General features: G+C 61.2%; 10 protein-coding genes. All 10 read left to right on the top strand.

What is annotated here, in order from left to right; genetic code table 11:
- Positions 1–239: 239 nt before the first annotated feature.
- The 10 genes from AC1RT4_RS05420 to eprS all read left to right on the top strand — a co-directional run bounded on the left by AC1RT4_RS05420 (position 240) and on the right by eprS (position 14,115).
- Positions 240–1,055: a helix-turn-helix domain-containing protein gene (locus AC1RT4_RS05420; RefSeq protein ID WP_493084111.1), complete on the top strand. Its 816-nt coding sequence runs from the start codon at positions 240–242 to the stop codon at positions 1,053–1,055.
- A 51-nt stretch (positions 1,056–1,106) separates the two neighbouring features.
- On the top strand, positions 1,107–2,513 hold the full coding sequence (locus AC1RT4_RS05415) for an NAD(P)/FAD-dependent oxidoreductase (RefSeq protein WP_493084109.1): 1,407 nt from the start codon (positions 1,107–1,109) through the stop codon (positions 2,511–2,513).
- Positions 2,514–2,542: 29 nt separating this feature from the next.
- A complete protein-coding gene (locus AC1RT4_RS05410; RefSeq protein ID WP_102686193.1) occupies positions 2,543–2,887 on the top strand; it encodes a cupin domain-containing protein in 345 nt (114 codons plus the stop codon).
- Between the two features lie 56 nt (positions 2,888–2,943).
- Positions 2,944–4,029, top strand: coding sequence for a polyamine ABC transporter substrate-binding protein (locus tag AC1RT4_RS05405; RefSeq protein WP_273899461.1), 1,086 nt, complete (start codon positions 2,944–2,946; stop codon positions 4,027–4,029).
- A gap of 381 nt (positions 4,030–4,410) precedes the next feature.
- Positions 4,411–5,877 (top strand): serralysin family metalloprotease, encoded by a 1,467-nt coding sequence (locus AC1RT4_RS05400; protein ID WP_493084106.1) that lies wholly within the window; start codon positions 4,411–4,413, stop codon positions 5,875–5,877.
- Between the two features lie 92 nt (positions 5,878–5,969).
- Entirely contained in the window at positions 5,970–6,392 is a 423-nt protein-coding gene (locus AC1RT4_RS05395; RefSeq protein ID WP_493084104.1) for an AprI/Inh family metalloprotease inhibitor, read from the top strand.
- Positions 6,393–6,603: 211 nt separating this feature from the next.
- Complete coding sequence (locus AC1RT4_RS05390; RefSeq protein WP_493084102.1) at positions 6,604–8,403, top strand: type I secretion system permease/ATPase; 1,800 nt, start codon at positions 6,604–6,606, stop codon at positions 8,401–8,403.
- Positions 8,400–9,749, top strand: coding sequence for an HlyD family type I secretion periplasmic adaptor subunit (locus AC1RT4_RS05385; RefSeq protein ID WP_493084100.1), 1,350 nt, complete (start codon positions 8,400–8,402; stop codon positions 9,747–9,749). The genes AC1RT4_RS05390 and AC1RT4_RS05385 overlap by 4 nt, the downstream gene beginning before the upstream one ends.
- Positions 9,750–9,751: 2 nt before the next feature.
- A complete protein-coding gene (locus AC1RT4_RS05380; protein WP_493084098.1) occupies positions 9,752–11,119 on the top strand; it encodes a TolC family outer membrane protein in 1,368 nt (455 codons plus the stop codon).
- Positions 11,120–11,163: 44 nt separating this feature from the next.
- A complete protein-coding gene (eprS, locus tag AC1RT4_RS05375) occupies positions 11,164–14,115 on the top strand; it encodes an autotransporter serine peptidase EprS (RefSeq protein ID WP_493084096.1) in 2,952 nt (983 codons plus the stop codon).
- Positions 14,116–14,120: the final 5 nt, after the last annotated feature.

Here is a 14,120-nt window from a genome sequence, read left to right as displayed (position 1 = left end):
CGCTTCCGTTTGCTCATGGTAGGTGGGAAGAGCCTTCATTGGCCCAACCGGTGATTGCCTTTAAAAGTAGCATCTGGATGTGAAATTCCTGTGAGAATTTTCAGTTCATTTAGCGATTGCGCGGATTTTTTTGATGTAAGTCACGCTCCATCCCAATCGTCGCCAAAGTGCCATCACGACGGGTTGTTGATGCAGCGCCAGAAGTTGGGCAAGCTCGGTTCTTTTTCCAAGAGTCCCTTATGCACGCCGATGATGACGGCCCGGAACAGACGCGGGCCACGGCCGAAACGGTCATGCGCTATCACCTGTGCTGGAAACACCGGGACCTGGATGGCGTGATGGCGCTGTACCACCCTGACATCCAGTACAACGATTTCTTCCAGAACCGCGTGCTCGGCCTCGACGAATTGCGCGAGTACGTGCGGGTCAGCATGCCGCGCGAATCCGACGAAGCGCTGGAGCATTGCGACCGCATCCGCATCGACGGCAATACCGCCTTCATTCAATACGAAGTGACGTTGCGCGGCGGCAACGGGCTGGTGTCGTTTCGCTCCAGCGAAGCGATCACGGTCAAGGACGGGCAGATCTGGCGGGTCAACGAATATGCCTCGCTGGTGCGCGAGCAGACCGACAGCCCGACGGCAAGCAGCCAGCGTCCGGCGGTGAGTCGACTGGGCCTGTCGCCGCGTCAGTTGAGCTTCATGGCCGATGACTTGCAGCAGTATTTCCAGCGTCAGCAGCCGTATCTCGACCCCGAGCTCGACCTGCAACGGGTGGCGAAGGAGTGCGGGTACAGCCGCAACCAGATTTCCTATTTGCTGAATCAGGTGCTGGGGCAAAGCTTCTACCGCTACGTCAATCAGGCGCGTCTGCAACATCTATTGCAGTCGCTGGACAACGCCACGCCGCCGTTGCGCATCGACGAACTGGCCTTCGCCGCCGGTTTCAATTCGCTGTCGGCTTTCTATAGCTGCTTTCGCCAGCACACCGGCCAGTCACCCAAGGCCTACGCGAAGCAAATTTCTTTGCGGACACGCGCGCAAGACAATCCCTGAGTTCTGCCTCTAGGATCGACGCCATCGAAACCTGGATTGGCGGAGTCTTGCATGCCGGCGTGGCGCACTATCAGTTTGTGGATGGATCAACTCGACGAGCCGCTGACCGCGCGCCCGTCGCTTGCGCAGGACCTGGACGTCGACGTGGCGATCATCGGCGCCGGTTACACCGGGCTGTGGACTGCGTACTACCTGAAACAACAGGCGCCCAACCTGAACATCGCCATCATCGAAGCGCAAACCGCCGGGTTCGGCGCGTCCGGTCGCAATGGCGGCTGGTTGATGGGCAATCTGCTGGGCGAGGATCGTTTGCTGGCGGGCCTCTCGCCACAACAACGCCGCGCTTCGTTCGACCTGTTGCACGGCATTCCTGATGAAGTAGAAGTCGTCCTCGAACGCGAAGGCATCGACTGCGATTACCGCAAAGGCGGGGTGCTGTACTGCGCCGCGCGTTATCCCGAGCAGGAAGCCAGTCTTCGCGACTACCTGAAAAAACTCCACGCTCAGGGCCTGACCGACGACGATTACCGCTGGCTCAGCCCCGAACAACTGGCGCAGCAGATCCGCATCGCCAAACCGTATGGCGGCATCTTCGCCCCGCACGTGGCGACCATTCACCCGGCGAAACTGGTGCGCGGCCTGGCGCGAACCGTTGAAGGCATGGGGGTGAAGATCTACGAAAACAGCCCGGTGACCCATTGGCAGGCCGGCAGCCTTCGTACCGATCAGGCCAGCGTGCGCAGCCGCTGGATTGTCCCGGCCGTCGAAGGTTATTCCGTCACGCTGCCACCGCTGGGCCGTTATCAATTACCGGTGCAGAGCCTGATCGTCGCCACCGAGCCGTTGTCCGCCGCGACCTGGGACGCCATCGGCCTCAGTCGGGGCCAGGCCTTCAGCGAGTTCAGCCGTCAGGTCACTTACGGCCAGCGCAGCGCCGATAACCGGCTGATCTTCGGCGCCCGTGGCGGTTATCAGTTCGCCGGCAAGCTGCGCCACAACTTCGACCTGACCCGCGATGAAGTCGAGTTGCGCCGCTACTTGTTCGGCGAACTGTTCCCGCAACTGAAAAATGTGCAGATCACCCACGCCTGGGGCGGCAACCTCGGCATGTCCCGGCATTTCAAGCCGCACATGCTCTGTGACCGGGCCAACGGCATCGCGCTGTCCGGCGGCTATGGCGGGGAGGGTGTCGGCGCTTCCAACCTGGGCGGGCGGACACTTGCGGATCTGATTCTCGAGCGTGACACCGAGCTGACGCATCAACCGTGGGTGCTGCCCGACGGCGGGATCCACGCGCTGCGGGCCTGGGAGCCGGAACCGTGCCGCTGGCTCGGCTACAACGCGATCATCAAAAGCTTCGTCCACGAAGACCAGACCCTGGCCAACCCGGCGACCGCGCCCTGGCGGCGCAAGCTTGCCAGTCAGGTGGCCGGGTTCATGGAAGGTTTCATGCACTAAACGTTGTTTACTACCAGACAGGTAACGCCATGAGCATCACCCAATTCAAGAACACCGCCACGTTGCAGCTGGAAGAATCCAACCCGGTGGCCGTGCCGCTCGGCACGCCGGTGGCGATCGCCTCGACCACCAGCGTCGAACGCGACGACGGCGTCGAAACCGGCGTCTGGGAATGCACGCCCGGTCGCTGGCGTCGGCAGATCACCGCTCAGGAGTTCTGCCATTTCATTTCCGGTCGCTGCACGTTCACCCCGGACGACGGCGGCGAAACCCTGCACATACAAGGTGGCGACGCACTGATGTTGCCGGCCAACACGCTCGGGATCTGGGACATCGAAGAAACTGTGCGCAAGACCTATGTCCTGATTTTCTGACGTTTTGATCCTTTTGATTGCCTGCCAACAACAATAGCCAATACAGGAATCGATCCATGATCCGAAAGACCCTCGCGCTCGCACCCTTGATGCTCGCCGTCTCCCTCGCTCAGGCGGCGGATACGGTCAAGGTTTACAACTGGTCCGACTACATCGCGCCGGACACCGCCAAGAACTTCGAAAAGGCCAGCGGCATTGGCGTCACCTATGACGTCTACGACAGCAACGAAACCCTCGACGGCAAGTTGATGACCGGCAAATCCGGTTACGACGTGGTGTTTCCCTCCAACCACTTCATGGCGCGGCAGATCGAGGGCGGGGCGCTGAAGAAGCTCGACAAGAGCCAGTTGCCCAACTGGAAGAACCTTAACCCGGTGTTGCTCAAGGCCTTGCAGACCAACGATCCGGGCAACGAACACGGCTTTCCGTACCTGTGGGGCAGCACCGGCATCGGCTACAACGTCGCCAAGGTCAAGGCCGTGCTGGGTGACAACGCGCCAGTGGACTCCTGGGACCTGATCTTCAAACCCGAATACATGGAAAAACTGCAGAAATGCGGCGTGGCAATCCTCGACAACGGCCCGGAACTGCTGCCGGCAGCGCTCAACTACCTGGGGTTGCCGCATCACAGCAAGAACCCCGAGGACTACAAAAAAGCTGAAGCGCTGCTGATGAAAGTGCGGCCGTATGTCAGCTATTTCCATTCCTCGAAATACACCAGCGATCTGGCCAATGGCGATATCTGCGTGGCGGTCGGTTTCTCCGGCGACATCCTGCAAGCGGAAAACCGCGCCAAAGAGGCGAAGAACGGCATCGAAATCGGCTACGAAATTCCCAAGGAAGGCGCCGCGATCTGGTTCGACATGGTCGCCATGCCCGCCGACGCACCGGACGAGAAGGCCGGCTACGCGTTCATGAACTACCTGCTGCAGCCCGACGTGATGGCCGGCATCAGCAACTACGTGCATTACGCCAACGGCAACGAACAGGCCGACAGCCTGATCGACCCGGCGATCAAGAACGACACCAAGGTTTATCCGAGCCCGGAAATGATGGGCAAGCTGTTCGCCCTGGAAGCGATGCCGCTGAACATCGACCGGATCCGCACGCGGGTGTGGAACAAGATTCGCACTGGCAGCTGAAGAAAAAAGGCGAGGGCGTTACAGCCCTCGCATTTCCAGTCTGATTTATTTGATGTCAATACACTGGCAGCGCACTAATAAAGTGCAGCAAAGTGAGACGCTGCTAACAAAAAACAACTTACCGATATTTAATATTTAAATAAGAAATCGTCAGACAATTAGGCAAACTCACCACACTTACAAACTTCTTTCGGCGGCACGCGCTTTGTTTACGGGAGTTTCCCGGAACAGTTCAGTTTGATCTCAAAAAAACGCTAGACGTTAGATTTCAAATTGTGTCAGGTTTCTTACGCCTTCATTGGGCGAGTGATAGGACAATCTCGCCAGGGGTTGTCGCTATCGGACAAAAACTGTTCCATTGCTAAACAAGGAAGTGTGTTTATGTCGAAAGTAAAAGCTAACGCTATTGATACCGCCGAACAGGCTTTCCAGCTGGGCGCGGCGGCGGATCCGCTGGCGGCAACCAGCACGGCGTATAACCAGATCAATAGCTTCAGCCATCAGTACGATCGTGGCGGCAACCTCACGGTCAATGGCAAACCCTCCTTTTCCGTCGACCAGGCCGCAACCCAGTTGCTGCGCGACGGCGCTGCCTACCAGGACAAGGATGGCAGCGGCAAGATCGAACTCACCTACACGTTCCTGACTTCGGCATCGTCCAGCACGATGTACAAGCACGGGATCAGCGGGTTCAGTCAGTTCAGTACCCAACAGAAAGCCCAGGCCGTGCTCGCCATGCAATCCTGGGCTGACGTGGCCAACGTCACTTTCACCGAGAAAGCCTCGGGCGGTGACGGCCACATGACCTTCGGCAACTACAGCGGCGGCCAGGACGGCGCTGCAGCGTTCGCTTATCTGCCAGGCACCGGCGCCGGTTACGACGGCACGTCGTGGTACCTGATCAACAGTGGCTACACGCAAAACAAAAACCCGGATCTGAACAACTACGGTCGTCAGACCCTGACCCACGAGATCGGCCACACCCTTGGCCTGGCGCACCCGGGCGACTACAACGCCGGCAACGGCAACCCGACCTACAACGACGCCACCTACGGGCAAGATACCCGCGGCTACAGCGTCATGAGCTACTGGAGCGAAAGCAATACCAGCCAGAACTTCAGCAAGGGCGGCGTGGAAGCCTATTCCTCCGGCCCGCTGATGGATGATATTGCGGCAATCCAGAAACTCTACGGCGCCAACCTGACCACCCGTACCGGTGACACCACCTACGGCTTCAACTCCAACGCCGGTCGCGATTTCCTCAGCGCCTCGTCGTCGGCCGACAAGCTGGTGTTCTCGGTGTGGGATGCGGGCGGCAAGGACACCTTCGACTTCTCGGGTTTCACCCAGAACCAGAAGATCAACCTCAATGAAGCCTCGTTCTCCGACGTTGGCGGCCTGGTGGGCAACGTGTCCATCGCCAAGGGCGTCACCATCGAGAACGCGATCGGCGGTTCGGGCAACGACCTGCTGATCGGCAACAGCGCGGCCAACGAGCTCAAGGGCGGTGCCGGCAACGACATCATCTGGGGCGCCGGCGGTGCCGACAAGCTGTGGGGCGGTGCGGGTTCGGACACTTTTGTGTTCGCGGCCAGCTCCGACTCCAAGCCGGGTGCGATCGATCAGATCCTCGATTTCGTCAGCGGTCTGGACAAAATCGACCTGACCGGTATCACCAAGGGCGCGGGCCTGCACTTCGTCAGCGCCTTCACCGGTGCGGCGGGCGATGCGGTGCTGACGTCTTCGGGCGGCAACAGCCTGTTGTCGGTGGACTTCTCCGGGCACGGCGTGGCTGATTTCCAGGTCAGCACCGTTGGCCAAGCAGCCACCAGCGACATCGTGGCGTGATGTAACACGGGAAGCGGCGCCTCATGCGCCGCTTTCTTTACTTGCATCGCCATGGCCGGTAAGCAAGGCTACGTGCCGGAGTGAAATTTCCTATGATCCAATTCGCTTTTACCCGCAAAGCGGCGGCGTATCTGTTGCCGGTGCTGATGATGATTTCTGGAGAAACAACCATGGCAAGCAGCCTGAGACTCGAAGACCCATCGGTATTTGCCGGGCAGTGGCACGCTACCCTGAGCGCCCGCAGTGACAGCCCCGAAGCGCAAGCCCTGCAAGACAAGCCGTCGAACACCTGCCAGATCGACCTCGAGGCCAACCAGACTTTGGGCAAGGGCGCCGATTGCCTGAGCGCGTGGTTGCAGGACACCGCCATTGGCTGGTTCCCCGATCCGGACGGTCTGTCGATTACCGGCAAGGAAGGCTCAAGAATCCAGTTTTTCAGCCGACAACATGACGGGCTTTATCTGAGCACTTTGAAATCGGGCCTGGTGATTACACTCAAGCGTGCTGCGCAGTAGCCGTAATGACCGGAACCGACTGACCGTTTAAATATAAAGCACCCCGTTACAGTTATAAGCGACAGTGCAATAACACACAGGCGCGCTTTAATCGCCGAAGTTGTTATTGAAGTGTAAGCAAGTATTGACGGTGTATGTGCCCCGCTCAACGCGGGCAATTAATTGGAAGTCTCGCCAAGCAGGGCGGGAAATATCATTTCAGGAATAATCAATGAAGATGGCGAAGGCCCCAGCCACCGCTCCCTTATTCAAGGCATTAGGTGACTATAAAAGCATTCTGATCAGCGTCGGATGCTTTACCGCACTGATTAACGTGCTGATGCTGGTGCCCTCCATATATATGCTTCAGGTCTATGACCGGGTGCTGTCTTCGCAGAATGAAACCACCCTGGCGATGCTGTCGCTGATGGTCGTCGGTTTCTTCGCTTTCATCGGGCTGCTGGAAGTGGTGCGCAGCTTCATCGTGATCCGCATCGGCAGCCAGCTCGAGCGCCGTTTCAATCTGCGGGTCTATCAGGCGGCGTTCGAGCGCAACCTGTTCAAGGGCGAGGGCAACGCCGGGCAGTCCCTGGGCGACCTGACCCACATTCGCCAGTTCGTCACCGGGCCTGCGCTGTTCGCGTTTTTCGATGCGCCGTGGTTCCCGGTCTATCTGTTCGTGATTTACCTGTTCAACGTCTGGCTTGGCGTACTGGCCACGGCAGGTGCGCTGCTGCTGATCGCGCTGGCGTGCCTGAACGAATACATGACCAAAAAGCCGCTGGGCGAAGCCGCCGGTTTCTCGCAGAAATCCAGCCAGTTGGCCACCAGTCACCTGCACAACGCCGAAACCATTCAAGCCATGGGCATGCTCGGTGCCTTGCGCAAGCGTTGGTTCCAGGTGCATTCGCGCTTTCTCGGCCTGCAGAATCAGGCCAGCGACACCGGCGCGGTGATCAGCTCGCTGAGCAAGACCCTGCGTCTGTGCCTGCAATCGCTGGTACTGGGCCTCGGCGCACTGCTGGTGATCAAGGGCGATATGACCGCCGGGATGATGATCGCCGGCTCCATTCTGATGGGCCGGGTACTGAGCCCGATCGACCAGTTGATTGCCGTGTGGAAGCAGTGGAGCGGGGCGAAGCTGGCGTACCGTCGCCTCGATGCGTTGCTGCAAGCTTTCCCGCCGAGCGATGAAGCCATGGCGCTGCCGGCGCCGAAAGGCCAGATCACCTTTGAACAAGTCAGCGCCGGCCCTCCGGGTCAGCGCGCCGCGACCCTGCACATGGTCAACTTCAACCTGGCGGCCGGTGAAGTGCTCGGCGTGCTCGGTGCCTCCGGCTCCGGCAAGTCGACTCTGGCGCGGGTGCTGGTCGGCGTATGGCCGGCCCTTGGCGGCACCGTGCGTCTGGACGGCGCCGACATTCACCGCTGGAACCGCGATCAGCTCGGCCCTTACATCGGCTATCTGCCGCAGGACATCGAACTGTTCAGCGGCAGCATCGCCGAAAACATCGCCCGTTTCAGCGAAGCCGATCCGCAAAAGGTTGTGGCCGCCGCGCAACAGGCCGGCGTGCACGAACTGATCCTGCGCATGCCGCAAGGTTACGACACACAACTGGGCGAGGACGGCAGCGGTCTGTCCGGCGGCCAGAAACAGCGCGTGGCCCTGGCCCGTGCGTTGTACGGCAACCCGAGCCTGGTGGTGCTGGACGAGCCGAATTCCAACCTCGACACCGTCGGCGAAGCCGCGTTGTCCAGCGCGATCGTGCAACTCAAGGCACAGGGCACTACCGTCGTGCTGGTGACCCACCGTTCTTCGGTACTGGCCCAGGCCGACAAGCTGCTGGTGCTCAACGACGGTCGCCTGCAAGCCTTCGGCCCGAGCCACGATGTGCTCAAGGCGCTGTCCGCAAACCAGCCCGGCAATCAGCCCGGCAACCCGTCACAACAAAATGAAAAACCTGCGCAAGCACCGGCCGGGCTCAGCATGAGCCGACAGTATCAGCCGACGACAAGGAATTCCGGTGTATGAGCAGCGCGAACATGAACACGCAAAACGAAGCGACGATGGAACACGCGTACATCACCGAACGCCCGGAGCGCGATGCGAAGTTTTTCGCACGCATGGGCTGGATTCTGGCGCTGGTCGGCGCCGGCAGTTTCTTCACCTGGGCGGCATTGGCGCCGCTGGATCAAGGCATTCCGGTGCAAGGCACCGTGGTGGTGTCGGGCAAGCGCAAAGCCGTGCAGTCGATGAGCAGCGGCGTGGTCAGCCGGATTCTGGTGCGCGAAGGCGAAATTGTTAAGCAGGGACAGCCGCTGTTCCGCCTCGACCAGACCCAGGTCGCCGCCGACGTGCAATCGCTGCAGGCGCAATACCGCATGGCCTGGGCCAGCCTCGCACGTTGGCAGGCCGAGCGTGACAACCTCAAGCAAGTGACGTTTCCGGCAGAACTGAGCGACAACGCCGATCCGCGCCTGGCACTGGTGCTGGAAGGCCAGCGGCAATTGTTCAGCAGCCGCCGCGAAGCGTTTTCCCGCGAGCAGGCTGCCCTGCGCGCCAGCATCGAAGGCGCCACCGCGCAACTGGCGGGCATGCGCCGCGCCCGTACTGACCTGAATGCGCAGGCCGACTCCCTGCAACAGCAGTTGCGCAACCTGCAACCGTTGGCCGACAACGGCTACATCCCGCGCAACCGCTTGATGGAATACCAGCGTCAGTTGTCGCAGGTTCAGCAGCAACTGGCCGAGAACACCGGCGAAAGTGGCCGGGTGGAGCAGGGCATTCTTGAATCCCGCCTGAAACTGCAACAGCACGGCGAGGAATATCAGAAGGAAGTCCGCACCCAGCTGGCCGACGCGCAACTGAAAAGCGTCACGCTGTCGGAGCAACTGACTTCCGCCGGTTTCGACCTGCAACACAGCGAAATCCTCGCCACCGCCGACGGCGTGGCAGTCAACCTCGGCGTACACACCGAGGGCGCCGTGGTCCGTCAGGGCGAAACCCTGCTGGAAATCGTCCCGCAAGGCACGCGCCTGGAAGTCGAAGGGCACCTGCCGATCAACCTGATCGACAAGGTTGGCACGCACCTGCCGGTCGACATCCTGTTCACCGCGTTCAACCAGAGCAAGACGCCACGGGTTCCCGGCGAAGTCAGCCTGATTTCTGCCGACCAGATGGTCGACGAGAAAACCGGCGTGCCGTACTACGTGTTGCGCAGCAGCGTCAGCGATCAGGCCATGGAAAAACTCAACGGTCTGGTGATCAAGCCCGGCATGCCGGCGGAAATGTTCGTGCGCACTGGCGAACGTTCACTCCTCAACTACCTGTTCAAGCCGCTGCTCGACCGCGCCGGTTCCGCGTTGACCGAAGAATAAGGATGTTCGGCTGTATGAATAAGCTTTCCATGCTGGCGGCAGCGTTCGCGCTGCTCGCGGGCAACAGTGCAGTGGCGGCCATGGGGCCGTTCGAGATCTACGAACAGGCGTTGCGCAATGACCCGGTGTTCCTCGGCGCGATCAAGGAGCGCGACGCAGGCCTTGAAAACCGCGCCATCGGCCGCGCCGGGCTGTTGCCGAAACTGGGTTACAACTACAACAAGGGCCGCAACTCGTCGAAAGCCACCTCCCTCGACGAACGCGCGCGCAATCGCACTGATGAACGCAACTACAGCAGTTACGGCTCGAGCCTGACCCTGCAACAACCGTTGCTCGACTACGAAGCCTACGCGGCGTATCGCAAGGGCGTGGCCCAGTCGCTGTTTGCCGATGAAAACTTTCGCGGCAAGAGCCAGGAACTGCTGGTTCGCGTGCTCGACAACTACACCAAAGCCTTGTTTGCCCAGGATCAGATCGACATCGCGCAGGCCAAGAAGAAGGCGTACGAGCAGCAGTTCCAGCAGAACGAGCATATGTTCAAGCAGGGCGAGGGCACTCGCACCGATATCCTCGAAGCCGAGTCGCGTTACGAACTGGCGACCGCCGAGGAAATCGAGGCCCGCGACGAGCAGGACGCCGCGCTACGGGAGTTGGGCGCATTGGTAGGCGTGCCGGCGATGGACATCAGTGATCTGGCGCCGCTGGATCAGAACTTCCAGACATTCGCCTTGATGCCGGCCAATTACGACACCTGGCACGAGCTGGCGGTCAGCAACAACCCGAACCTCGCGTCCCAGCGTCAGGCGGTGGAAGTGGCGCGTTACGAGGTCGAGCGCAACCGTGCCGGGCACCTGCCGAAAGTCAGCGCTTACGCCACGATGCGCCAGAACGAATCGGAAAGCGGCAACACTTACAACCAGCGCTACGAAACCAACACCATCGGTTTCGAAGTCAGCGTGCCGTTGTATGCCGGCGGCGGGGTGTCAGCCTCGACCCGACAGGCCAGCCGTACCATGGAACAGGCCGAGTACGAACTGGACGGCAAGACCCGCGAAACGCTGATCGAACTGCGCCGGCAGTTCAGTGCGTGCCTGTCCGGGGTCAACAAATTGCGCGCCTATCAAAAGGCCCTGGCCTCGGCCGAAGCACTGGTGGTGTCGACCAAGCAAAGCATTCTCGGCGGCGAGCGAACCAACCTCGACGCACTGAACGCCGAACAACAACTATTTACCACCCGCCGTGATTTGGCTCAGGCACGCTATGACTACCTCATGGCCTGGACCAAATTGCATTACTACGCGGGCACCTTGAGCGAACAGGATCTGGCGCGGGTGGATGAGGCCTTCGGACAAGGCCCACGGACGCATTAACACGCAAAAAGCTTCGACCCAAAACAACAAAAAGAGTGGTGAACATGGACGTACGCATCAAGCCGGTTTCGGTCGGCACCCTGCTGCTTGTGATTTCTGCAACCCAGGCTCAGGCCCAATACCTCGAAGCCGGCAAACCCGGCGATCCCGCCAGTTGGCGCAGCACCGAGTTCCTGCGTGACTGGGGCCTGGGCCGGATGCAGGCGGATCAGGCCTATGCCGCCGGCATCACTGGCAAGGGCGTAAAAATCGGCGCGCTGGACTCCGGTTTCGACGCCGCCCATCCCGAGTTCGCCAGCGACCGTTATCACCCGGTACTGGCCAGCGGCAGTTACCTCGACGGCTCGCTGTTCAACGTCAATGGCACCCTCAACCCGAACAACGACTCCCACGGCACCCACGTGGTCGGCACCATGGGCGCGTCCCGCGACGGCACCGGCATGCATGGCGTGGCGTACAACGCGCAGATCTACGTCGGCAACACCAACAAGAACGACAGCTTCCTGTTCGGCCCCAACCCTGATCCGCGCTACTTCAAAGCGGTGTACGACGCCCTGGCCGATGCCGGGGTGCGGGCGATCAACAACAGTTGGGGCAGCCAGCCGCCGGATGTCAGCTATCGAACCCTCGCGGACTTGCACGCTGCTTACGCCCAGCACTGGAACAAAGGCACCTGGCTGGATGCAGCGGCGGACGTTTCCCGTCGCGGCGTGATCAACGTGTTCAGCGCCGGCAACAGCGGCTACCCGAATGCCAGCGTGCGCTCGGCGCTGCCGTACTTTCAGCCGGATCTGGAAGGCCACTGGCTGGCGGTTTCGGGACTCGATCAAAGCAATCAGCAGAAGTACAACCAGTGCGGCATCGCCAAATACTGGTGCATCACCACGCCGGGGGCGAAGATCGACAGCACCGTTCCCGACGGCGGTTATGCGATCAAGTCCGGCACCTCGATGGCTGCGCCGCACGCCACCGGCGCACTGGCGCTGGTGATGGAGCGCTACCCGTACATGAACAATCAGCAGGCTCTCGAAGTACTGCTGACCACGGCCACTCAACTCGATGGTTCGGTGACCGACGCGCCGACCGAGCGAGTCGGCTGGGGCGTGGCCAACCTGTACCGGGCGATGCGCGGGCCGGGGCAATTGCTCGGTGCTTTCGACGCCCATCTGGCGGCCGGGCAAAGCGATGTCTGGAGCAATGACATCAGCGACAACGCGCTGATCCAGCGCCAGAGCGAAGACCTTGCCGAACACAGCGCCTGGCAGCAAACCCTGCAAAACAAAGGCTGGCAGAACGGCGTGCCGGCCGGCGCCAGCCAACAGGACCAGACCGATTACGCCGTGGGCATGGCCCGTGACGCAGCAGCTTCCGCTCGGGTTTATCAAGGCAGTCTGATCAAGTCCGGCGACGGGCGACTGATTCTGACCGGTGAAAACACTTATCGCGGGCCGACCACGGTCAATGGCGGTCTGCTGACGGTGAGCGGATCGCTGACCTCGGCCGTGACCGTCAATGACGGCGGCACCCTCGGCGGCTCCGGGCGAATCGGCGCACTGACCGCCAACAGCGGCGGTCGCGTGGCGCCGGGCAATTCGATCGGTACGTTGAACGTTGCCGGTGACGTGACCTTCGCACCGGGTTCGACCTACGCCGTGGAGTTGTCTCCCACCAGCAGCGACCGCATCGTCGCTGGCGGCACCGCCTCCATCAATGGCGCCACTGTGAGCCTGTCGCTGGAAAACAGCCCGACGCTACTCAGCACCACCGAAGCCAGGAGCCTGCTCGACCGGCAGTACGACATTCTGCAAGCGGCGGGCGGCATTCAGGGTCGGTTCGGTGCGGTGCTGCCGGATTACCTGTTCATCGGTGGCAGCCTGGCCTACAGCGGTAACGGCATCGGCTTGAATGTCGAGCGCAACGCGACATCGTTCGCCAGCGTCGGCCAGACTCCGAATCAGCGCTCCGTGGCCACTGCCGTCGAAGGTCTGGGCGCGGGCAATTCCGTGTACGAAAGCCTGCTGTTGTCGGCCACCGCCAGTGATGCGCAACAAGCCTTTCAACAGTTGAGCGGTGAAATCTACCCGGCCCTCGGTTCGGTGCTGATCAACGACAGCCGCCAACTGCGCGACGCCATCGGCGAACGCCTGCACGATGCCCAAGCCACGCAAAGCAACGGCTGGATCAAGGCCCTCGGCGCCTGGGGCAGCACCGATTCGCGCCACGACACCGCCGGTTACAGCACCTCCATCGGTGGGCTGCTGGCCGGTGTCGACGGAGCGCTGGACGAGCAGACCCGCATCGGTCTGGTCACCGGTTACAGCGACAGCTCGCTGAGCATGGGCTCGGGCACGCATTCTTCGGCCAAGGTCGACAGCTATCACCTCGGCGCCTACGCCGGTCATGACATCGGCGCCTGGCGCCTGAGCACCGGCGCGGCCTACAGCTGGCATCGCGCCGATGTGAAACGCGACTTGCAGTACGGCAACGTCAGCGCCAAGCAGAAAGCCAAGGTCGATGCCGCCACCACCCAGGTTTTCGGCGAAGCGGCCTATCGACTGAACCTGCAACCGCTGGCCCTGGAGCCGTTCGCCAACCTGGCCTACGTGCATCTGGACACCGACGGTTTCACCGAGAAGGGCGATGCCGCTGCGCTGAAAAGCGGCGACGACCAGCGCGACGCGGTGCTCAGCACCCTCGGCGTGCGGGCGATCAAGACCTTTGACCTGCCGTCCGCACAGAAGCTGGAAGTGAGCGGGCATCTGGGCTGGCAGCACAGCCTGACCGACATCGAATCCGAACAGCATTTGCGCTTCGCCAGCGGCAGCGCGCCGTACACGGTCGAAAGCTCGCCACTGGTGCGCGACGCTGCGCTGATCGGCGTGCAGGCCAGCCTGGCACTGACCCGCGACGTGCGGGTGAACCTCGATTACACCGGACAACTGGCCAGCCGCGAGAAACAGCACGGCGTGGGCCTGAGCCTGAACTGGCAGTTCTGACTCAT

Source organism: Pseudomonas sp. GW821-FHT11D10, assembly GCF_058808435.1.
This window is presented reverse-complemented; position numbering and strand designations above follow the sequence as displayed.